Here is a 20,230-nt window from a genome sequence, read left to right as displayed (position 1 = left end):
GACCAGCAGCGACCCCACGATAACGACCGCCTCGAAGGCATGCCCATTCAGGGTGACGATCGCAATCCCCGCCGGGAACAGGATCGCCCCGGCGATGTGGAGGCTGCCCTGGAGCTTCGCCAGCCGTGTGGTGCCCGCGGCGGGAACAAGCCGATAATGAGGCCGAACAGGAACAGCAGCACGCCGCCGACGAGATTGAGATGTGCATGCGCCGATGCCAACGCGAAGTCCTGCCGGATTCCCATGGCGATGCCCGCGAGCATTCCGAACAAGAGCACAACAACGCCTACGCACATCATCATCGGTCCGATCATCCAGTCTTTCCTTCGCCTTGTGAGTGGATGCGAGCCGGCCCGGACGGCGAGGGCCTGTGAGAAATCACGTCCAATCCCCGCCATTGTGACTTGATGTCACGCAACGGGCTGGCTTACCTCTTCTTGGACTAAGAGCCTGCGAAAAGGTTCATTCAATGCCGTCAACGGAGCGGGAAGGCACTCAACGAGATGGAAGATTTTGCGCGCGCCCTGGCCGAATTCGTGCGCCATCACCAGGCCTGGGCCGCTCCGATCGTCTTGCTGCTTGCGTTCGGCGAGTCGCTTGCCTTCATCTCGCTCCTGATACCGGCATGGGGCGCACTGGTCGCGATCGGCGCACTGATCGGCGTCAGCGGGATCAGCTTCTGGCCGGTCTGGATCGCCGGCGGCATCGGGGCTGCGCTTGGCGACTGGGTCTCCTACTGGTTCGGCTATCGCTACAAGGAGCAGGTCGCGCAGATGTGGCCGCTATCGCGCTATCCGGAGATCCTGCCGCGCGGCGAGGCGTTCGTCAGGACCTGGGGTGTGCCCAGCATCTTCATCGGACGCTTCTTCGGCCCGCTGCGCGCCTCCGTGCCGCTCGCCGCCGGCATCTTCGAGATGTCGTACTGGCAATTCCAGATCGCCAATTTCGTTTCGGCGTTGCTCTGGTCGGCCGCGCTGTTGCTGTTCGGTGATGTCATCGCGCAGATCGTCGAATGGATGTGGCGGGTGGTATAAAGGAATAACCCCAAGGCGCGGGGGTTAGCGCCGAAAACCATACAAGCGGGACGGGACTGCCGTTACCGCGTTTCACTGGGAGGACATCAGATGGAACTGACACGACGTCACGCTCTTGCCGGTGTTGCCGGGATCGCTGCCGCGCCGCTTCTGCCCGCCCGTTCGGCCAGCGCTGCGGCTCCGATGGCCGACAAGCAAGCGCCGAGCTTCTATCGCTACAAGGTCGGCGACATCCAGGTCACCGTGGTGTCCGATGGCAAGAACGTCTTCAAGCTTGAGGATTCCTTCATCCCCAATGCCAGGAGGGAAGATGTGAACGCAGCGCTTGAGAAGGCGTTCATGCCGCGCGACATGATGACGATCTACTTCGCGCCGCTCGTGCTCAACACCGGCGGCAAGCTGGTCGTGATCGACACCGGCAACGGCGCACTGTCGAAGGCCAGCAGCAAGGGCGCTAGTGGCCTATTCGCGGACAACATGGCGGCTGCCGGATTCGATGCCGGGAACGTCGACATCGTCGTGATCTCGCACTTCCACACCGACCATGTGAACGGCCTTCTGACGGCCGAGGGTAAGCCGGCATTTCCGAATGCTGAAGTGCTGGTGCCCGCGACCGAATGGAAGTTTTGGATGGACGACGGCGAGATGAGCCGGGCGGCGGCCGGGCGCATGCAGGGCCTGTTCAGGAACAACCGCAATATCTTCGAGGCCGGCCTGAAGAAGAAGGTCAGGCCCTATGAATGGGGCAAGGAGATCGTGCCTGGCCTGACCTCGGTCGAGACGATCGGCCATACGCCGGGCCACACCTCCTATGTGCTGGCATCCGGGTCAGCTAAGGTCTTCATCCAGTCCGACGTCACCAACAACCCGAACCTGTTCGCGACCAATCCGGGCTGGCATGCGTTCTTCGATCAGGATGGCGACGTGGCCGAGAAGACCCGTCGCCGTATCTACGACATGGTGGTTGCTGAGCGGCTCCAGGTGCAGGGCTTCCACTATCCGTTCCCGGGGCTCGGCAACGTCGTGAAGGACGGCAACGGCTACCGCGTCGTGCCGGCTTCCTGGAATCCGGTGATCTAGGTCGTCATTCCGGGGCGCGCGAAGCGCGAACCCGGAATCTAGAGGTTTGTGGCGCGAGATACCGGGTTCGATGCTACGCATCGCCCCGGAATGACCAAACCAAACCTTGACGCCACGCGGGCGCGGCCGTATAGCCGCGCCCATGATCAACGCCGCGACCATCATCATCGCCCGCCGCCGTACCTCTGCGGTATGGGCGGTCGTTCGCGTTTAGACCATCGCCTCTGCCGCCGGATCTCCTCCCGCGGCGCTCTCCCAAAAAAGACCCGCGGTCCGACCTGGCGGCTGCTATGTCACTTTGGGAGTTACGACCATGTATACGCCACCGGTATTCAAGCCCGACCGTGCCGCAAGCCTCGCCTTTGCGGAAGCGCGCGGTTTCGGCATCGCCTGCGCGTGGGACGGCGCCAAGCCGATTGCCTCCGGGCTGCCGTTCTACCTGAGCTACGGCGACGACGGCACGCCGCGGGCGCTGTTTCATGTCGCCCGTCACAATCCGCTGGTAAAGCTGGCAGGCGGTCCGTCCTGGCTGCTGGCCGTCAACGGCGCGGATGCCTATGTGTCGGCTGACTGGTATGTGTCGCTGGATCAGGTGCCGACCTGGCTCTATCAGGCCGTGCACTTGACCGGACCGGTGCGAACCTTGTCGGACGATGAACTCGCCATGCAGATCGATACGCTGAGCGCCAAGTTCGAGGAGCGGTTATTGCCGAAGAAGCCCTGGACATCAGGCAAGATGACGGCTGCGCGGCTGGAGGCCATGAAGAAGGCGATCGTGGGCTTTGAGATGACGGTGGAAGAGGTGGAGGGCAGCTTCAAGCTGAACCAGCACAAATCCGACGCCGACTTTGCTGCGATCGGCAACACGCTCGCTTTGCAAGCCGACGCCGGTGCCCGGCACATCGCGGGTTTGATGCGCGAGGTTCGCCCGCAGGCTTTCGCAACGATACAAACCGAAACGACTACGCTTGAAAGGAGCGTATGATGACGAAGAAGAAAATCGGCATTTTGGGCGCGTCCGGCTACACCGGCGCCGACGCGGTGCGCCTGCTGGCGCGGCACCCGAATGCCGAAATCACCGCGCTTACCGCCAATACCCATGCCGGCAAGGCGATGAGCGAGGTGTTTCCGCACTTCTTCATGCTCGACCTGCCAAAACTCGTGGAATGGGAAAAGGTCGACTGGACGCAGCTCGATGCCGTGTTCTGCGGACTGCCGCACGGGACGACGCAGGAGATCATCGCCGCAGTGCTGAAAGCCAATCCCAGAATCAAGATCCTCGACATGTCCGCAGATTTCCGGCTGCGCAACAAGGACAGCTACGCGCAATGGTACGGCCATGAGCACCGGGCGCTCGAATTGCAGGGCGAGGCCGTCTATGGGCTGACCGAACTCTACCGGGAGACGATCACGGCCGCGCGGCTGGTGGCCTGTCCCGGCTGCTATCCGACGGCGGCGCTGCTGGCGCTGGTTCCGCTGGCGAAGGCAAAGCTGATCGACGTCCACGATATCATCATCGACGCCAAGTCGGGCGTCACCGGCGCCGGACGCGGACTGAAACAGAGCACGCTGTTCAGCGAGGCCGGCGAGGGATTGTCGCCCTATTCGGTCGGCACCCATCGACACTCGGCGGAGATCGAGCAGGAGATCGGCGTAGCCGCTGGCTCGGCTGTGACGGTGAACTTCACGCCGCATCTCATTCCGATGGCGCGGGGTGAGTTCTGCACATCCTATGTCAATCTCAACGGGGCAACGCCGGACGATTTGCGGGCCGAACTTGAAAAGGCCTACGCCAACGAGCCGTTCGTATATGTGGCGAAGAAGGGCGTGTTGCCACAGACGCAGAACGTGCGTGGTTCGAACTACGTCCAGATCGGCGTCGTCGCCGACCGGATCAAGAACCGCGCCATCGTGCTCTCGACGCTCGACAATCTCGTGAAGGGCTCGGCCGGACAGGCGATCCAGAACATGAACCTGATGTTCGGCCTGCCTGAAACCACCGGACTGGAGCAGATCGCGCTGTTTCCGTGAGTGGGGTGGTCGTCGTGGACGAGGACACATTGCAATTCTACCGGCGCAATGCCGAGGCCTATGCCGGGTGGGCGAAAGCTCCGTCGACCCGGCTCAAGGCCTTTCTCGGTCTGTTGCCGCCGCGCGGTGCGATCCTCGAACTCGGCTGCGGCGCAGGCAATCATGCCGCAGTGATGCTCGCCGAGGGTTTTGTGCTGCGCGCGACCGACGGTTCGCCCGAGATGGCCGCGGTTGCCGCGCAGCGTCTCGGCCATCCGGTTGAAGCGATGCTGTTCGACGAACTCGACGAGCAGGAGGCCTATGACGGCGTCTGGGCCAGCGCGTGTCTGCTGCATGTTCCGCGCGATGAATTGGCCGGCGTTTTCACGCGGATCCACCGCGCGATGAAGCCATCGGGCCTGTTCTACGCAAGCTACAAGATCGGCCACGACGACGGCCGCGACAGTATCGGCCGCTACTACAACTATCCCTCGCCGGACTGGCTGCTGGCGACCTACGCATCGTCAGGCGCGTGGACGCAATTGTCATCTGACACCAGCGAGATCAAGAGCTTTGACGAGGCACCTGCGACCATGCTGCATGTCGTGGTGCGAAAGGGCGCCGGGTAGGGGCCGGCGCGGCTGTTGCCGCGGCCGGCGGGAATTCGCAAGCTCAGACGATCTTGAAGATCGCCAGTGCCAGTACGGCCTGGGCGATGAAGCCGACCGTGAACGCCAGCGTGCGGAACACCGGCAGGCCGAGCGTGTAGACGATCAGATGCGCGACGCGGGCCCAGAAATAGACGGCGCAGGCCAGCACGGTCCATTTGGTTGAATAGTCGGCCGCGTTGAGGATCAGCACCAAGGGCGCGAACACGACGAGGTTCTCGACGGCATTGTCGTGGGCGAACATCAGCCGCGTTGCCCATTCTGCATGCGGCTTGGCATTGCGCGCGGGATTGGCCATGGCGCCACCGAGGCCGCGGACCTGGCAGCGGTTGAGGACATAGGGGACCCACAGCAGTCCGGTCAGGATCACCGTCAGCGACAGCCAGAACAGTTCACGCGTCATCGTCTCCCCCTCAACTGATTTCGATTCCCGACCCGCCGGGACGATCTGCTTATAGCGGAGAGGGCGGCCGCGCGCTACGCGCGGACGCGGACATAGCTGCCTGGGGCATCTTCGAGTGGTGGCACGTCGGGCGAGCCCACCGCGCGGGCCGAGACCTTCTCGGCATCGAGGTTTTCCAGCCATTCCCGCCAGTCGGGCCACCACGAGCCCTTGTGCTCCTCGGCGTTCTTCAGCCAGTCGGCAAGCTTGACGTCCTTGATGTTGTCATTGGTCCAGTACTGATACTTCTTCGACGCCGGCGGATTGACCACGCCCGCGATATGGCCGGAGCCGGACAGCACATATTTCACCGGGCCGCCGAAGAACTGCGAACCGTAAAGCACCGATTCCGCCGGCGCGATGTGGTCCTCGCGCGTGGCGAGGTTGTAGACCGGAACCTTGACCTTCGACAGATCGAGCAGCGTGTTGTCGAGCACCATCGTGCCGGTCGACAGCCGGTTCTCCAGGTAGCAGTTGCGCAGATAGTAGGAGTGATTCGACGCCGGCATCCGGGTCGCATCCGAGTTCCAGTGCAGCAGGTCGAACGAGGAGGGCGGCTGGCCCTTCAGATAGTTGTTCACGACGTAGGACCAGATCAGGTCGTTCGAGCGCAGCATGTTGAAGGCCATCGCCATCTTGCTGCCCTCGAGCACGCCGGATTCCTGCATGTCGCGTTCCAGCGCCGAGATCTGGTCTTCGTCGACGAACACCAGGAGATCGCCCGCCTGGGTAAAGTCGACCTGCGCTGCAAAGAACGTCGCCGAGGTCACCCGCTGGCGGCGCTTCTCCGCGAGATAGGCCAGCGTCGAGGCAAGCATGGTGCCGCCGACGCAATAGCCGGCGGTGTGAACCTTCATCTCGCCGGTGATCTTCTCGATCACGTCCATCGCGGTAAGCGGGCCTTCGGTCATGTAGTCGGCCCAGGTCTTCTTGCCGAGCTCCTTGTCCGGATTGACCCATGAGATCACGAACACCGTGATGCCCTGGTCGACGCACCATTTGACGTAGGATTTCTCGGGCCGGAGATCGAGGATGTAGAACTTGTTGATCCACGGCGGCACGATCAGGAGCGGCGTGCGCAGCACGCTTTCCGTTGCCGGCGAATACTGGATCAGCTGCATCAGCGCGTTCTGGTAGATCACCTTGCCCGGTGTCGTCGCCATGTTGACGCCGACCTGAAGATTGCTTGGATCGGACTGGCGGATGCGCAACGTGCCGTGGCCGGCCTCGATATCCTCGGCCAGCATCTTCATGCCGCGAACCAGATTATCGCCGCTGGATTCGACGGTCGTGCGCAGCAGTTCCGGATTGGTCAGGACGAAATTCGACGGCGCGAGCGCATTGGCGATTTGCTGGACGTAGAATTCTGCCTTCTTGCGGGTGTGCGGATCGATCCCGTCGGCATTGTGAACCAGCTCCTGCGCCCATTTCGACGTGAGCAAGTAGAGCTGAAGCACGAAGTCGAAGAACTGGTTCGACTTCCACTCGGGGTCCTGGAAGCGCTTGTCGCGCGGTGCCGGCTCGATGGCCGGCTTGGCATCGGCTTCGCCGGCCATGCGGCGGACCGCCGCGCCCCAGAGATCAAGATATTCCTTGCCTAGCTTGGTCTGCAGATCAGAAGCGCGCTCCTTGTCGGACAGCCAGTATTCGGCGATCACGCTGAAGGTCTTGATGACCTCGCCGAGCTCGTTCGGGGGCTTGTCGCGGACTTCACCGGTCTGGCGCGGCTTCAGATAGGCCGCAAGCGCCTGACCGCTGCTTTCCATCGCACGGGCGATGTTCATAGCGAACGCTTCGGCGTTGAATTTGGGGGCGGCCTGGGCTTCAGTACTGACGTTGCTCATCTCAGGGACATTATCGCTTCGTTTCGTGGACGTCATCGCGCGGTGCGGAATGACAACAGGTCAAAATCCGATGTTTCTCTCTGTTGCACTGCGACAAAAAAATATTAGTTCTGACATATTGAAGCCTCAGGGGTCGCATTTGGTGTTCCTGCTTTAATCGTTTCGGGCGACAATGGTTTGAACGGCCAAAGCGAGAATTAGCGCAGCGGGGATGCTGCAAGGCTCGTACCAGTGCGACCCGTGTCGGCGATGTGCGCCTTGTGCGCCAGCTTGTTGGGGACTTTTCGGCGGATGCCGATTGATCGGATGATGAGGGGCCTTGCAGCCGCAATCTTGCTCGCGTCGATGGCGACGCTGAGCGGTTGCGCGAGCACGGTTGCGGATTTGCCCGGGGTAGCCGACACGCCTGCGCGGAAGGAGCCAACCGGCTACCTGCCGGTTCACGATCTACCGCCCGACCGCAGCGAACAGGCGATGAAGCCTGCCGACCAGGCCAAGCTCGAGGCCGAGCTGAAGGCCGCGCGGGACCGCCAGGAGACCGCCGCGGCCCAGAATGGATCGGGCAAGTAAGCCTCGAGAAGGGCATCTACGGCTGGCGCGGCCGGGTGTCCGTGCTAAAAGAACCTCAATTCAACCGCATATCCGGTCGCCGACCCCCGATCTGTGCACCTGAATTCGCTCTAAGTCATTGATTTGGTGTGAGTTCTGAACGAAGCCGAGTCCAGCTTCAGGACATCGGCGAGGGGGTCGATTTTGGCGTGCCGGTTGTCGGAGCAAGGGTCCCATGGAAGATTTTTACCGCATTCGCCGTCTGCCGCCTTACGTCTTCGAAAAGGTCAACCAGGCCAAGGCGGCCGCGCGCAATGCCGGGGCCGACATCATCGATATGGGGATGGGGAACCCGGACCTGCCGACCCCGGCCCATGTGATCGAGAAACTGAAGGAAACACTCGGCAAGCCGCGGACCGACCGCTACTCGGCCTCGCGCGGCATCAACGGCCTGCGCAAGGCCCAGGCCGCCTATTATGCGCGCCGTTTCGGCGTCAAACTCAGTCCGGACACGCAGGTCGTTGCCACCCTCGGCTCGAAGGAAGGGTTTGCCAACGTTGCGCAGGCGATCACCGCGCCGGGCGACGTGGTGCTGTGTCCCAATCCGAGCTATCCGATCCATGCCTTCGGCTTCCTGATGGCGGGTGGCGTGATTCGTTCGGTGCCTTCGGAGCCGACGCCGCAATTCTTCGAAGCCGTCGAGCGGGCGATCGTCCATTCGATCCCGAAGCCGATCGCGCTGATCGTCTGCTATCCGTCGAACCCGACCGCCTATGTCGCGGACCTCGATTTCTACAAGGACCTCGTCGCGTTCGCGAAGAAGCACGACATCTTCATCCTGTCGGATCTCGCCTACGCCGAGGTCTATTTCGACGACAACAATCCGCCGCCGTCGGTGCTGCAGGTGCCCGGCGCGATCGATGTCACCGTCGAATTCACCTCGATGTCGAAGACGTTCTCGATGGCTGGCTGGCGTATGGGCTTTGCGGTCGGCAACGACCGCATCATCGCAGCACTCGCGCGCGTGAAATCCTATCTCGATTACGGCGCCTTCACGCCGGTACAGGTGGCGGCGACCGCAGCGCTCAATGGCCCCGACGACTGCATCCGCGAGATGCGCGATACCTACCGGAAGCGCCGCGATGCGCTGGTGGAATCGTTCGGCCGTGCCGGCTGGGAGATTCCGCCGCCGCAGGCCTCGATGTTTGCCTGGGCGCCGCTGCCGAAGGAATTCGAGGCCGTCGGCAGCATGCAGTTCGCAACGCTGCTGGTGGAGAAATCCGGCGTCGTGGTATCGCCCGGCGTCGCCTTCGGCGAGCATGGCGAAGGTTTTGTCCGCATCGCGATGGTGGAGAACGAACAGCGGATCCGGCAGGCCGCGCGCGGCGTGCGCCGCTTCCTTGAAAGCGGCATCGAAACGTTGCACAACGTGGTTCCTCTCGCCAATCGACGCTAATCCCTCCAGGTCCTTAATCTCATGGTCGCACCGCTGAAAGTGGGCATAGCGGGGCTCGGCACCGTCGGTGCCGATGTCGTCCGCCTGATCGAAGCGCAGGGACGCGTGCTGTCCGAGCGCTGTGGCCGCGGCGTACGCGTCGTTGCCGTCACCGCGCGCTCCAAAGCCAAGAAGCGCGGCCTCGACCTGCGCGGCGTCGAATGGGCCAAGAGCCCGCAGGCGCTCGCCGAGGATCCCAATATCGACTGCTTCGTCGAATTGATGGGCGGCGCCGGCGATCCCGCTTTCGCCGCGATCGAGACCGCGTTGAAGGCCGGCAAATCCGTCGTCACCGCCAACAAGGCGCTGATCGCCAAGCATGGCCTGCGTCTCGCGCACGCTGCGGAGAGCCATGGCGGTGCGTTGAATTTCGAGGCCGCCGTTGGTGCCGCCATCCCGGTCGTCAAGACGCTGCGCGAGGGGCTGGCCGGTACCAGTATCAATCGCGTCTATGGCATCCTCAACGGCACCTGCAACTACATCCTGACGCGGATGGAGCAGGAGGGCCTGTCGTTCGCCGAGTGTCTCAAGGATGCCCAGCGCCTCGGCTACGCCGAAGCCAATCCGTCCTTTGACGTCGACGGTCACGACACCGCACAGAAGCTTGCGATCCTGGCCAGCCTCGCCTTCGGGACCAAGGTCGCGCAAAGCGCCGTCTATGTCGAAGGCATCTCCTCGATCACGCCGGAGGATCTGCGCGCCGCCGAAGAACTCGGCTACCGCGTCAAGCTGCTCGGCGTGGCCGTGCGCACCGCCAAGGGAATCGAGCAGCGCGTGCATCCGACCATGGTGCCGAAATCGTCGTCGATCGCCCAGGTGATGGGCGTCACCAATGCGGTGACGATCGACGGCGAGGGCATTCCTCCGATCACACTGGTCGGCCCCGGCGCGGGCAGTGCAGCAACCGCCTCCGCCGTGGTCGCCGACATCGCCGATGTCGCACGCGGCATCCGGGCCAAGCCGTTCGGGCGTCCGGTGGAGCGGTTGCGCGACACCATCAAGGCGCCGATGGAACGTCACGAGGGTGGCTATTATATCCGCCTCATGGCGCGTGATCTGGCAGGTACTGCCGCAACTATCGCCACCCGGCTCGCGGAACAGAAGATATCACTGGAATCCATCGTGCAGCGGCATCCGGATGGCGTTGATGTGAACGGTGCGGCCAAAAAACCTTCACCAGTTCCGGTCATTTTGATTACCTATGCGACCAGCGAGGATGCGGTGCATCGCGCGTTGGCCGCAGTGCAGCGCGACAAGGTCATCAGCGGCCGGCCGCAGGTGATCCGGATCGAGAAAAACTAGCGCGCGGCCGAACGGGTCGGGCGCGAAATGATTGATGCGGTGCGGGCAGGATGACCCGTCCGCAAGGCTTAAGGAGCACGCCATGTCGACCCATATTTCCGTCCCGCCGCAGATGTTGCTCGAGCGCATCCTGACGCTTGAAATCGTGCGGGTGACGGAGCGCGCGGCAGTGTCGGCCGCGCGGCTGCGCGGCCACGGCCAGGAAAAGGCCGCCGACAAGGCCGCGGTCGACGCGATGCGGCGCGAGCTCAACAAGCTGCCGATCGAAGGCACGATCGTAATCGGCGAGGGCGAGCGCGACGAGGCGCCGATGCTTTTCATCGGCGAGAAGGTCGGGCTCAATGCCGGTCCGAGGGTCGACATCGCGGTCGATCCGCTCGAAGGCACCACGCTCTGCGCCAAGAACATGCCCGGCTCGATCGCCACCATGGCGATGGCCGACGGCGGCACGCTGCTGCATGCGCCCGACGTCTACATGCAGAAGATCGCGATCGGTCCGGGCTTTGCCAAGAACGTGATCGAGCTCGACGCCCCGCCGCACGATAACGTCCGCCGTCTCGCCAAGGCGAAGGGCGTCGATCCCTCCGCCATCACCGTGCTGGTGCTCGACCGTCCGCGTCACGCCGACATCATCAACAGCGTGCGCTCGACGGGTGCTGCGGTGCGTCTGATCACGGATGGCGATGTCGCCGGCGTCATTCACTGCGCGACCCCCGATGATACCGGTGTCGACATGTATATCGGCACCGGCGGCGCGCCCGAGGGCGTGCTCGCGGCAGTGGCGCTGCGCTGCATCGGCGGCCAGATGCAATGTCGCCTGATCCTCGACAGCGAGGAGAAGCGTGAACGCGCGCACAAGATGGGCGTGACCGACCCGAAGATGATCTACGGCATCGAGGACCTGGCAAGGGGCGACTGCCTGTTCGCCGCGACCGGCGTCACGACAGGTTCGCTGCTCTCTGGCGTGAAGTTCAAGAAGGACGTGATCGAGACCGAAACGGTCGTGATGCGTTCCGTCACCGGCACCGTGCGCTACATCAAGGCCGAGCATCGTCAGCTCGAGAAATTCCATCTCGACTAGGCGGACAGCGTCATTCGGGGGCGCATCGTCAGATGCGAACTTTGATGTGCGATTGCACATCTGAGAAATCTCGAGGTTCCGGGTCTGGTGCTGCGCACCATCCCGGAACGACGGGATGACAGACAACAATAAGAAACAGGGAGACGACCATGTCAGATATTTCCGGGGTCAAGGCGATCGTCTTCGACGTGTTCGGAACCGTGGTCGACTGGCGCACCAGCCTGATCAACGATTTCGCCAAATGGTCGGAGACATCAGGCATCAAGGCCGACTGGACCGCTCTGGTCGATGGCTGGCGCGCGGTCTATGCCGCCTCGATGGACGAAGTGCGGAAGAATCCGCAAAACGGCTATGTCATCCTCGACACGTTGCACCGTCAGTCGCTGGAGAAGCTGGTCGCGCAGCAGGAAATCAAGGGGCTGACCGAAGCCGACCTGCACCATCTGACGATGGGCTGGCACCGCCTGCATCCGTGGTCCGACAGCGTCGCGGGCCTGACGCGGCTGAAGACGAAATACATCATCTCGCCGCTGTCGAACGGCAACGTCGCGCTGCTCACCGACATGGCGAAGTTCGCCGGCCTGCCGTGGGATTTGATCATGTCGGCCGAGCTGTTCGAGCACTACAAGCCCGATCCGGAGACCTATCTCGGTGCCGCCAAGCTGCTCTGCCTGGCGCCGGAGCAGGTGATGATGGCGGCTGCGCATAATCACGACCTCAAGGCCGCGCAGAAACTCGGCCTGAAGACGGCCTTCGTGGCGCGCCCGACCGAATACGGCCCCCTGCAGAAGTACGATTTCGAGGCCAAGGGCGACTGGGACGTCGTTGCCAAGGATTTCGGTGGGATAGCCGACCGAATGGGCTGCTAGCGCTGGCCTGCGACTCATTAAAGCGCTACGATTCCGGCCTGGCTGGAAGGGATCATGACACTCCACGCATCCGCATTCCCCGTCGAGGCGCCGCCGGCGTTTCTCGGCGTGGCGCGGTCGTTGACCGGAAAACTCTGGCGCGACCGGCTGGATGCGCGCGGCGCGGCGCGGGCGCTTGCCATCGTCCAGCGCTATCAATTGCCGGAGATGCTGGCGCGGGTGCTGGCGGGGCGGGGCGTCGAGCTCGATGCTGTACAGGATTTCCTCGATCCAACCATCCGCAAGCTGATGCCCGATCCCCACACCGTGACCGACATGGAGGCTGCGGCCAAACGCATCGCGGATGCCGCGGTGCGCGGCGAAAAGGTCGCGATCTTCGGCGACTATGACGTCGACGGCGCGACCTCGGCGGCGTTGCTCGCCTGGCATTTGCGCCATTGCGGGCTCGATCCGCTGATTTACATTCCCGACCGCATCTTCGAAGGCTACGGACCGAACACCGACGCGGTGCGCGCGCTGGCGGCGAAGGGCGCAACGTTGCTTGTCACCGTCGACTGCGGCACCACGAGCATCGAGCCGTTGGCGGAAGCAAAGAGGCTCGGGATGTCGGTCGTCGTCATCGATCACCATCAGACCGGCGACGAGATTCCCGTGGTTGACGCGCTCGTCAATCCGAACCGCGCCGACGACCTTTCCGGGCTCGGCCATCTCGCGGCCGTCGGCCTCGTGCTGGTGACACTGGTGGCCGTGAATCGCGACCTGCGCCAGCGCGGGTTCTGGACCAGCGAGAGGCCGGAGCCGGATCTGCTCGGCATGCTGCATCATGTCGCACTTGGTACTGTCGCCGACGTCGCGCCGCTGACCGGGCTCAATCGCGCCTTCGTGGCCAAGGGTCTGATCGCGATGCGCCGGCGCGACCATGTCGGCCATACCGCGCTGATGGATGTGGCGCGGCTCAATGGCCCGCCCGAAGCCTGGCATCTCGGCTTCATGCTCGGGCCGCGCATCAACGCCGGCGGCCGCATCGGGCGCGCCGATCTCGGCGTCCGCCTGCTGCTCGAGGGCGATGTCTCCGAGGCTGCACGGATCGCGGCCGAACTCGACCGCCTCAACGGCGAGCGGCGCCTGATCGAGCAGGCGGCCGAGGCGCAGGCCGAGGCCGAGGCGCTGGCCTCGCTCGGGCTCGAGGACAAGGGCGCGGTGATCGTCACCGCAGCCGAAGGCTGGCATCCCGGCGTGGTCGGCCTGGTGGCGGCGCGGCTGAAGGAGAAATTCGCGCGGCCGGCGTTTGCGATCGCGCTCGAGCCGGGCGGCATCGGCACCGGCTCGGGCCGCTCGATCGGCGGCGTCGATATCGGCAAGGCGGTGCGGCAGGCGGTGCACGATGGCCTCCTGATGAAGGGCGGCGGCCACGCGATGGCGGCCGGCGTGACCTTGCGCAAGGAGAAGCTCGCCGAATTCCGCGCCTTCCTGGAGAACGCGCTCGCCGCCGACGTGGCCAATTCGCGCCACGAGAACGAGCTGTTCATCGACGGCGCGGTAAGCGCGCGCGCGGTGACGCCGGAATTTGCCGCAACGCTCAATCGCGCCGGGCCCTTCGGCAGCGCCAATCCGGAGCCGGTGATCGCGCTGCCGTCGCATCAGCTGGTCTATGCCGATGAGGTCGGGCAGGCGCATTTGCGGCTGCGCTTCAAGTCCGGCGACGGTTCCATCGTCAACGGTATCGCATTCCGCTCGATCGGGCAGAAGCTCGGTAACGCCTTGACGCAAAATCGCGGTCAGCAATTGCATGTGGCGGGCTCTCTCGCGGTCGACCGTTGGCAAGGCACCGAACGTGTGCAATTCCGTGTGCACGATGTCGCGGTGCCGGATCAGGGCCCGGCGGTCATCCGATAAGAAAAATTGGGAGTGAAAATGTCTGGACAGGTTCAGGGCAAGGTCGCGCTGGTGACCGGAGGCGCGTCGGGTATCGGCGCGGCGATCGTGGAATTGCTCGCCCAAGAAGGCGCGATGGTTGTCGCGACCGATATCGACGAGTTGAGTGGACCGGAGCTCGCGGCGCGACTCAAGAAGGCCGGCGGTGATGTGACCTTCCTGCAGCAGGACGTCACCAGCGAGGAGCGCTGGGCCGAAATCGTTGCAGAGATCGGCAAACGGTTTGGCCGCCTCGATGTCATGGTCTCGAACGCCGGCATCGGTATCGCGGTGCCCTCGATCGTCGACATGACGCTGAAGGATTGGCGGCGGCAGACCGCGATCAATCTCGACGGCGTGTTCCTGTCGGTGAAGCACTGCCTGCCGCTGATGCGCAAGCATGGCGGCGGCTCGATCATCATGATGTCGTCGCTGGCGGGCCTGCGCGGCGCGGCGAACCTGTCCGGCTACAGCGCGACCAAGGGTGGCGTGCGTCTGTTTGCCAAGTCGATCGCGATGGAGTGCGCCCAGATCGGCGACGGCATCCGCGTCAACTCGGTGCATCCCGGCATCATCGATACGCCGATCTGGGGCAAGATTCCGACCGGCGCCACCGGTGCCGGCCAGAACGCGCCGATTGATCCCGAGGAGCGTGCGAAATTCGCGACTCCGCTGGCGCGTGCAGGGCAGGCGATGGAGATCGCGCAGGGCGTGCTGTATCTGGCCTCGGATGCGTCGCGCTATGTGACCGGCACCGAGCTCGTGATCGACGGCGGCATGAATGCCGGCGGCGTGATGCGGCGGGCGTGAGCGCCTTCGTTCGTCGTTGCAAGGAGCGATAGCGACGAAGCAATTCATTCCACCGCAACCGGAGAGATGGATTGCTTCGCTTCGCTCGCAATGACGGTTGGATTCGGGTCTCAAGCGGCTAGCTGCGGTGTCGTCGCCCGGCTTGACCGGGCGATCCAGTATTCCAGAGACGGTTGTGATTGAGTTGATGGGCCGCGGCGTACTGGGTCGCCCGCTTTCGCGGGCGATGACAGCGGTGGGGTGTGGCTGCGCGTTCTCGCGACATGATTTGTCCGAGCTTTGGATTTCGTTTGCCCTCTCATCTTGAAGAGGGCGCAGGGAAAGCCGGGTGCCGATCGCACCCATGGGCCCGGTGCAACAAAAAGCACCGGGGTAGGACCACAGGTGTAACCGGGAACTCCGGCTTTCCCTGCGCGATGGGTTACGGCTTATACGTGCTCTCCCCGGTGAGACTGGGCTTGCTTGTCACCGCCGTCAGCAAGAGACCTCAGTCTCTCGCTGACAGGACACCTGCCACTAGGGCGTCAGGCCTGCACGACTTCGCCGTCCGCCTCATGCGCACTCGTCTGTTGCGCAATCCGCGTCCACCGCATCCCACCGCGCGTTCGTGACGTGCGCTCGCCCCTCAATCGGGTGGGACAGGCGGATTCATACACTGAGTTGCGCTTCGGATAAATAGAAATATTTTTGACGCGAGGGGTTGCCTCGTCGGGCAAATCAGTGATTGCGCCTAGCGAGGTTGATGAGCCCTCGCATCCTCCAGACCCCGCACGGCACATGAATTGCAGGGAGCAGTCTGCATCCTTACGGCGGCGCGACCGCGAGCAAGGCTATTTGGTGGACTGACGCATGTTTGTCTGAATCGCTTGGACGAGGACAGGTGAAACATCATGGATCGCAGAACGGTTCTTTTGGGCGGCGCGGCAGCGCTTGTCGCCAGTACTTTTCCCGCGTCGGCGCAGAACGCCGGCGACGTACGGATCGGATTCACTTACCCGCTGTCGGGCGCGAACGCCCAGACCGGTGTCGACGCACAAAGAGCGTTCGAGACCGCGGCCGAGATCATCAACAACGACTATAATTTCGACTTGCCGCTGGCGAAGGGCACGGGCCTGCCGGGGCTCGGCGGCGCAAGGCTGCAAATGATCTTTGCCGATCATCAATCCGATCCGCAGAAAGGTCGCGCCGAGGCCGAGCGCCTGATCACCCAGGAAAACGTCTGCGCGGTCATCGGCACCTATCAAAGCGCTGTTGCCGTCACCGTCAGCCAGATCTGCGAGCGTTACCAGATTCCGTTTGTCTCCGCCGAAAACTCCTCGCCGAATTTGCACCGGCGCGGCCTGAAATACTTCTTCCGCCCAGCACCGCATGACGAGATGTATTCGGCGGCGATGTTCGACTTCTTCGATGCGATGAAGAAGAAAGGCACCAGGATCGAGACGCTGTCGCTGTTCCACGAGGATACGATCTTCGGCACCGACTCCGGCAACGCGCAGGCCAAGCTTGCGGCCGAGCGCGGCTACAAGATCGTGGCCGACATCAAGTACCGCTCCAACACGCCTTCGCTTTCGGCCGAGGTGCAGCAGCTCAAGGCCGCCAATGTCGACGTGCTGATGCCGTCCAGCTACACCACGGATGGCATTCTCCTGATCAAGACCATGGCCGAACTCGGCTACAGTGCGAACGCGATCGTGGCGCAGGACGGTGGCTTCTCCGACAAGGCACTCTATGACGCGGTTGGCGACAAGCTCGAGAACCTGATCTCGCGCAGCACCTTCTCGCTGGATCTTGCGACCAAGCGGCCGATGGTCGGCACCATCAACGCCATGTTCAAGCAAAAGTCCGGCAAGGATTTCAACGATCTCACCTCGCGCGAATTCATGGCCCTTCTGGTGCTGGCGGACGCAATCAACCGCGCCAAATCGACCGAGGGTGCGAAGATCCGCGACGCGCTGGCCGCAACCGACATTCCGGGGGAGCAGACCATCATGCCCTGGCGGCGCATCAAGTTCGACGAGATGGGCCAGAACAACGACGCCGACCCGGTGCTGCTGCAATATGTAGGCGGCAAGTTCGTCACCATTTTTCCGCCGCAGGCCGCGGTCGCGGAGGCGATCTGGCCGATGAAGGGATAGTCGCGGCCAGGCGTGACGTAGTCCACTAGAGCGGTTCATGGCTAGGATGAATTGGGAGGGATTCCCCTGAGGGGCGGTTTGTGATTCAAGATGCTGGCTGGGCTGGGGGCCAGCATCTGATGGGCCGACCTCTTTCCAATGACCTGCGAGAGCGCGTGGTGGCAGCGGTGGCAACTGGCGAGAGCTGCCGTATAGTGGCGGCACGGTTTGGTGTTGCAGTGTCCTCTGTAGTGAAGTGGTCGCAGCGCTACCGGGCGACCGGCTCAGTGGCGCCGGGCAAAATGGGCGGGCACCGGAAGCCGGTGCTGGAACCGCACCGCGCGTTCATCAAAGAGCGGATTCGCCAGACACCGCATCTGACGCTGCACAAGTTGAAGGACGAACTCGCTGCGCGCGGGGTCAAGGTCTCTCACAATGCGGTCTGGACATTCCTGCGGCGCGAAGGGCTGCGATTCAAAAAAAACGCTGTTCGCCCTCGAGCAAGCCCGCGCTGACGTTGCGCGTCGGAGGCGACGCTGGCGGTCATGGCAGGCCAGCCTGGATCCCCAGCGCCTGGTTTTCATCGATGAGACCTGGATCAAAACCAGCATGGCCCCGCTGCGCGGATGGGGACCGAAGGGCGAGCGAGTGGGAGGTTTTGCCCCGCACGGCCACTGGCGAACGCTGACCTTTCTCGGCGCTCTGCGTTGCGATGGCCTCACGGCCCCTTGCGTCTTCGATGGGCCAATCAACGGCGAGTGCTTCCGAGCTTACGTCGAACAGCAGCTCATCCCCGTTCTCAAGCCGGGCGACATCGTCATCATGGACAATCTCGGCAGCCATAAGTCGGCCGCTCTGCGCCGCGCCATCCGCGGCGCCGGCGCCAGGCTCTGGTATCTGCCGCCTTACTCACCAGACCTCAATCCGATCGAGCAGGCCTTTGCTAAAATCAAGCATTGGATGCGCATCGCCCAGAAGCGCACCCTCGAAGACACTTGGCGTCACATCGGCGACCTTGTTGCAACTATCCAGCCCCGCGAATGCAGCAACTATTTCGCCAACGCAGGTTATGCTTCCGCCAAATCGTGAAACGCTCTAGGGTTATGACGCGTTGACTGGCTGCCCAAGCTGCCGACGATGTCCGTTTTAAGGATTGCGCTTCGGTCGGGAGTGCTGCAACATTTGGTTGCATCCCTGATCAGATAAAACAGCGCCTGGATTGGCCGGCGCTGCCCCTACGCTGTCGTTTCAGCGCTGCAATTCCCTGACGACCGCACGATCCGCTCAATCACCATTTGCACAATGCTTCGTTGATTTCATGAGGGCGCTTGGCGGACGCGGATCAACCGGGGGTTCGGATCGGCGTCGCGCGCGGCGATACGTCGGATCTGCAATTGACCCGCGTGCTCAAGCGAGCTGAATTGGTCCGGACCGACAGCATTGCCGCCGCCAATGAGCTGCTGCGGACCGGGGCGTCAACGCGGTTGCATTGAACCGGCCCAGCCTGATCGCCCAATCCGCGACGCTACCGGGTTCCCATGTTTTGAGCGATGGTTTTGCCGATTTCTACTCCGCGGTGGCCGTGCCGAAAGGACACGAGGGGCAGCTGGCGTACATCAACGAGTTCATTGAGGAGGCGAAAGCCTCCGGCCTCATGAATCGCATGATTGAAACACTGGCCCTGCATGGGGTTCGGATCGCGCCGCCCCAAAGCTCGTCCAAGGCAAACAGATGACAAAGCGGTAGATCGTAGAAGCGTCAGTTCGCGATGCCGCTGCGCTATCCGCCCTGGCGCAACCGTGCCAGCACCTTGAGGCCGCCATAACCGTCGGCGGGCAACAGGCCCATCTTGGTCTGGTAGTCCTTGATCGCCTGCATGGTGTCGTTGCCGACACGGCCGTCGGTGCCGCCGGTGTCGAAGCCGGCTTTTGTGAGCCGGGTCTGCATCTCCTGCACCTCGGGCAGCGTCAGGATGCGCTCTGAGCCGGGGAAGGGCTGGATGAAGTCGGGGCCGCCGAGGCAGCGATCGCCGAGATGGCAGATCGCCAGCGCGTAATTCATCGACGGATTGTAGCTCTTCACGGAATAGAAGTTCGGTCCTAGCAGAAACGCCGGCCCGCCGGCCTCCGGAATCCAGAGCTGCGCTGACGCATTCGGCTGCGGGAACGGTTGGCCGTTGGCACGCGTCACGCCGGCGCCTGCCCACGCCGCGTAGCTGCGGTTGCCGCTTGAGCCGCCCGGCGCCCGAACCTCGTAGCCCCAATGCTCGCCGCGGTGATACTTGCCGCGATTGAGCAGATATTTCGCGGTCGATGCGAGGGCGTCGTCGGGCCGCCCGAACGGCGAGACCTTGCCGTCGCCGTCATAATCGAAGCCGACATTGAGCCACACCTCCGGCATCCATTGCGAATGCCCCATCGCGCCGGCCCAGGAGCCGTTCATCTCCTCGGGCGTGCTCCAGCCGCGCTGGACGATCTTCATCGCGTTGATCAGCTCGGTCTCCCAATAGGCCTTGCGGCGCGGCTCGTTCCAGGCGAGCGCGGCGAGCGAGGGAAACACCGGCGTCATGTGGTTCCGCTGCACCAGCGGATCGCCATAGGCGGATTCAACGCCCCACAGCGCGAGCAGCGTGCCGCGCTCGACGCCGAAATCGCGCTCGATCCGGCCAAACAGCGCTTCGTTCTTCTTCAACGCCTCGCGGCCGTGGATGATACGCCAGTCGGAGACACGCCGGTTGATGTACTGCCAGATCTGCTCGTGGAATTCAGGCTGGTTGCGCATCTGCTTGAACACGCTCATGTCCGGCTCGACCCGCGCCATGCAGCGGTTCCAGGTCGCCTCCGAAATGCCCTTGGCCAGCGCGCGACCGTGAAAATTCTCACGCCACTGGTCGAAGCCGGCAGGTGCAGCCGCCAGCGCGCCGAGCGGATGGGCGAGCACCGCAGCGGCCGCAAGCCCTGTTTTCAGGACAACGCGGCGGGCAGGGGATCTCGGAGAATCAGGCTGTTTCATTTCCGG

Annotated in this window: 19 protein-coding genes; 15 read left to right on the top strand and 4 right to left on the bottom strand. The window is 63.3% G+C overall.

What is annotated here, in order from left to right; translation table 11 throughout:
- Window positions 1-47 precede the first annotated feature (47 nt).
- Window positions 48-314, bottom strand: a complete 267-nt coding sequence (locus tag ACP2YO_RS25685; RefSeq protein ID WP_426433967.1) for a hypothetical protein — start codon at window positions 312-314, stop codon at window positions 48-50.
- Between the two features lie 189 nt (window positions 315-503).
- Between ACP2YO_RS25685 and ACP2YO_RS25680 the strand changes: the two genes are divergently transcribed.
- The 5 genes from ACP2YO_RS25680 (at window position 504) to ACP2YO_RS25660 (ending at window position 4,753) form a co-directional block, all read left to right on the top strand.
- The gene (locus ACP2YO_RS25680; protein ID WP_426433966.1) at window positions 504-1,034 is read left to right on the top strand and encodes a DedA family protein; all 531 of its coding nucleotides are present in this window, start codon (window positions 504-506) and stop codon (window positions 1,032-1,034) included.
- Between the two features lie 90 nt (window positions 1,035-1,124).
- Complete coding sequence (locus ACP2YO_RS25675) at window positions 1,125-2,114, top strand: MBL fold metallo-hydrolase (protein ID WP_426433965.1); 990 nt, start codon at window positions 1,125-1,127, stop codon at window positions 2,112-2,114.
- A gap of 313 nt (window positions 2,115-2,427) precedes the next feature.
- Entirely contained in the window at window positions 2,428-3,099 is a 672-nt protein-coding gene (locus tag ACP2YO_RS25670) for an FMN-binding negative transcriptional regulator (protein ID WP_426433964.1), read from the top strand.
- Window positions 3,099-4,145 (top strand): N-acetyl-gamma-glutamyl-phosphate reductase, encoded by a 1,047-nt coding sequence (gene argC, locus ACP2YO_RS25665; protein WP_426433963.1) that lies wholly within the window; start codon window positions 3,099-3,101, stop codon window positions 4,143-4,145. Before ACP2YO_RS25670 ends, argC begins: the two co-directional genes overlap by 1 nt.
- A 14-nt stretch (window positions 4,146-4,159) precedes the next feature.
- A complete protein-coding gene (locus tag ACP2YO_RS25660) occupies window positions 4,160-4,753 on the top strand; it encodes a class I SAM-dependent methyltransferase (protein ID WP_426433962.1) in 594 nt (197 codons plus the stop codon).
- A gap of 43 nt (window positions 4,754-4,796) precedes the next feature.
- Here ACP2YO_RS25660 and ACP2YO_RS25655 read toward each other — a convergent pair whose 3' ends face one another.
- Together ACP2YO_RS25655 and ACP2YO_RS25650 are read right to left on the bottom strand one after the other, a co-directional pair.
- Complete coding sequence (locus ACP2YO_RS25655) at window positions 4,797-5,195, bottom strand: MAPEG family protein (RefSeq protein WP_426433961.1); 399 nt, start codon at window positions 5,193-5,195, stop codon at window positions 4,797-4,799.
- Between the two features lie 74 nt (window positions 5,196-5,269).
- On the bottom strand, window positions 5,270-7,078 hold the full coding sequence (locus ACP2YO_RS25650) for a PHA/PHB synthase family protein (RefSeq protein ID WP_426433960.1): 1,809 nt from the start codon (window positions 7,076-7,078) through the stop codon (window positions 5,270-5,272).
- A gap of 291 nt (window positions 7,079-7,369) precedes the next feature.
- Between ACP2YO_RS25650 and ACP2YO_RS25645 the strand changes: the two genes are divergently transcribed.
- The 10 genes from ACP2YO_RS25645 to ACP2YO_RS25600 all read left to right on the top strand — a co-directional run bounded on the left by ACP2YO_RS25645 (window position 7,370) and on the right by ACP2YO_RS25600 (window position 18,947).
- A complete protein-coding gene (locus ACP2YO_RS25645; RefSeq protein ID WP_426433959.1) occupies window positions 7,370-7,648 on the top strand; it encodes a hypothetical protein in 279 nt (92 codons plus the stop codon).
- Window positions 7,649-7,862: 214 nt separating this feature from the next.
- A complete protein-coding gene (locus tag ACP2YO_RS25640; protein ID WP_426433958.1) occupies window positions 7,863-9,083 on the top strand; it encodes an LL-diaminopimelate aminotransferase in 1,221 nt (406 codons plus the stop codon).
- A gap of 21 nt (window positions 9,084-9,104) precedes the next feature.
- Entirely contained in the window at window positions 9,105-10,424 is a 1,320-nt protein-coding gene (locus tag ACP2YO_RS25635) for a homoserine dehydrogenase (RefSeq protein WP_426433957.1), read from the top strand.
- Window positions 10,425-10,506: 82 nt separating this feature from the next.
- The gene (glpX, locus tag ACP2YO_RS25630) at window positions 10,507-11,505 is read left to right on the top strand and encodes a class II fructose-bisphosphatase (RefSeq protein WP_426433956.1); all 999 of its coding nucleotides are present in this window, start codon (window positions 10,507-10,509) and stop codon (window positions 11,503-11,505) included.
- 149 nt (window positions 11,506-11,654) lie between these two features.
- Window positions 11,655-12,374, top strand: a complete 720-nt coding sequence (locus ACP2YO_RS25625; RefSeq protein ID WP_426433955.1) for a haloacid dehalogenase type II — start codon at window positions 11,655-11,657, stop codon at window positions 12,372-12,374.
- A 54-nt stretch (window positions 12,375-12,428) separates the two neighbouring features.
- Entirely contained in the window at window positions 12,429-14,270 is a 1,842-nt protein-coding gene (gene recJ / locus ACP2YO_RS25620; protein WP_426433954.1) for a single-stranded-DNA-specific exonuclease RecJ, read from the top strand.
- An 18-nt stretch (window positions 14,271-14,288) separates the two neighbouring features.
- Window positions 14,289-15,098, top strand: a complete 810-nt coding sequence (locus tag ACP2YO_RS25615; protein ID WP_426433953.1) for an SDR family NAD(P)-dependent oxidoreductase — start codon at window positions 14,289-14,291, stop codon at window positions 15,096-15,098.
- A gap of 890 nt (window positions 15,099-15,988) precedes the next feature.
- On the top strand, window positions 15,989-17,233 hold the full coding sequence (locus tag ACP2YO_RS25610) for an ABC transporter substrate-binding protein (RefSeq protein WP_426433952.1): 1,245 nt from the start codon (window positions 15,989-15,991) through the stop codon (window positions 17,231-17,233).
- A gap of 119 nt (window positions 17,234-17,352) precedes the next feature.
- Window positions 17,353-18,301 (top strand): IS630 family transposase gene (locus tag ACP2YO_RS25605; protein WP_426433951.1). Its coding sequence is split into 2 segments (ribosomal slippage): window positions 17,353-17,688 and window positions 17,690-18,301, totalling 948 coding nucleotides; the frame shifts between segments, so codons are not numbered across the junction.
- Between the two features lie 400 nt (window positions 18,302-18,701).
- Window positions 18,702-18,947, top strand: coding sequence for a hypothetical protein (locus ACP2YO_RS25600; protein WP_426433950.1), 246 nt, complete (start codon window positions 18,702-18,704; stop codon window positions 18,945-18,947).
- A gap of 44 nt (window positions 18,948-18,991) precedes the next feature.
- Here the strand turns inward: ACP2YO_RS25600 and ACP2YO_RS25595 are convergent, their stop codons facing one another.
- A complete protein-coding gene (locus ACP2YO_RS25595; protein WP_426433949.1) occupies window positions 18,992-20,224 on the bottom strand; it encodes a lytic murein transglycosylase in 1,233 nt (410 codons plus the stop codon).
- Window positions 20,225-20,230 lie beyond the last annotated feature (6 nt).

The sequence above is a fragment of the Bradyrhizobium genosp. P genome, assembly GCF_049949265.1.
Taxonomy (GTDB): Bacteria; Pseudomonadota; Alphaproteobacteria; order Rhizobiales; family Xanthobacteraceae; genus Bradyrhizobium.
This window is presented reverse-complemented; position numbering and strand designations above follow the sequence as displayed.

Bases quoted from the DNA above. Each gene is read 5' to 3' on its own strand.
- ACP2YO_RS25625 (WP_426433955.1), top strand. From the start codon at position 11,655: ATGTCAGATATTTCCGGGGTCAAGGCGATCGTCTTCGACGTGTTCGGA.
- ACP2YO_RS25640 (WP_426433958.1), top strand. From the start codon at position 7,863: ATGGAAGATTTTTACCGCATTCGCCGTCTGCCGCCTTACGTCTTCGAA.
- argC (WP_426433963.1), top strand. From the start codon at position 3,099: ATGACGAAGAAGAAAATCGGCATTTTGGGCGCGTCCGGCTACACCGGC.
- recJ (WP_426433954.1), top strand. From the start codon at position 12,429: ATGACACTCCACGCATCCGCATTCCCCGTCGAGGCGCCGCCGGCGTTT.
- ACP2YO_RS25595 (WP_426433949.1), bottom strand. From the start codon at position 20,224: ATGAAACAGCCTGATTCTCCGAGATCCCCTGCCCGCCGCGTTGTCCTG.
- glpX (WP_426433956.1), top strand. From the start codon at position 10,507: ATGTCGACCCATATTTCCGTCCCGCCGCAGATGTTGCTCGAGCGCATC.
- ACP2YO_RS25655 (WP_426433961.1), bottom strand. From the start codon at position 5,195: ATGACGCGTGAACTGTTCTGGCTGTCGCTGACGGTGATCCTGACCGGA.
- ACP2YO_RS25645 (WP_426433959.1), top strand. From the start codon at position 7,370: ATGCCGATTGATCGGATGATGAGGGGCCTTGCAGCCGCAATCTTGCTC.
- ACP2YO_RS25635 (WP_426433957.1), top strand. From the start codon at position 9,105: ATGGTCGCACCGCTGAAAGTGGGCATAGCGGGGCTCGGCACCGTCGGT.
- ACP2YO_RS25615 (WP_426433953.1), top strand. From the start codon at position 14,289: ATGTCTGGACAGGTTCAGGGCAAGGTCGCGCTGGTGACCGGAGGCGCG.
- ACP2YO_RS25650 (WP_426433960.1), bottom strand. From the start codon at position 7,078: ATGAGCAACGTCAGTACTGAAGCCCAGGCCGCCCCCAAATTCAACGCC.
- ACP2YO_RS25675 (WP_426433965.1), top strand. From the start codon at position 1,125: ATGGAACTGACACGACGTCACGCTCTTGCCGGTGTTGCCGGGATCGCT.
- ACP2YO_RS25610 (WP_426433952.1), top strand. From the start codon at position 15,989: ATGGATCGCAGAACGGTTCTTTTGGGCGGCGCGGCAGCGCTTGTCGCC.
- ACP2YO_RS25670 (WP_426433964.1), top strand. From the start codon at position 2,428: ATGTATACGCCACCGGTATTCAAGCCCGACCGTGCCGCAAGCCTCGCC.
- ACP2YO_RS25680 (WP_426433966.1), top strand. From the start codon at position 504: ATGGAAGATTTTGCGCGCGCCCTGGCCGAATTCGTGCGCCATCACCAG.
- ACP2YO_RS25685 (WP_426433967.1), bottom strand. From the start codon at position 314: ATGATCGGACCGATGATGATGTGCGTAGGCGTTGTTGTGCTCTTGTTC.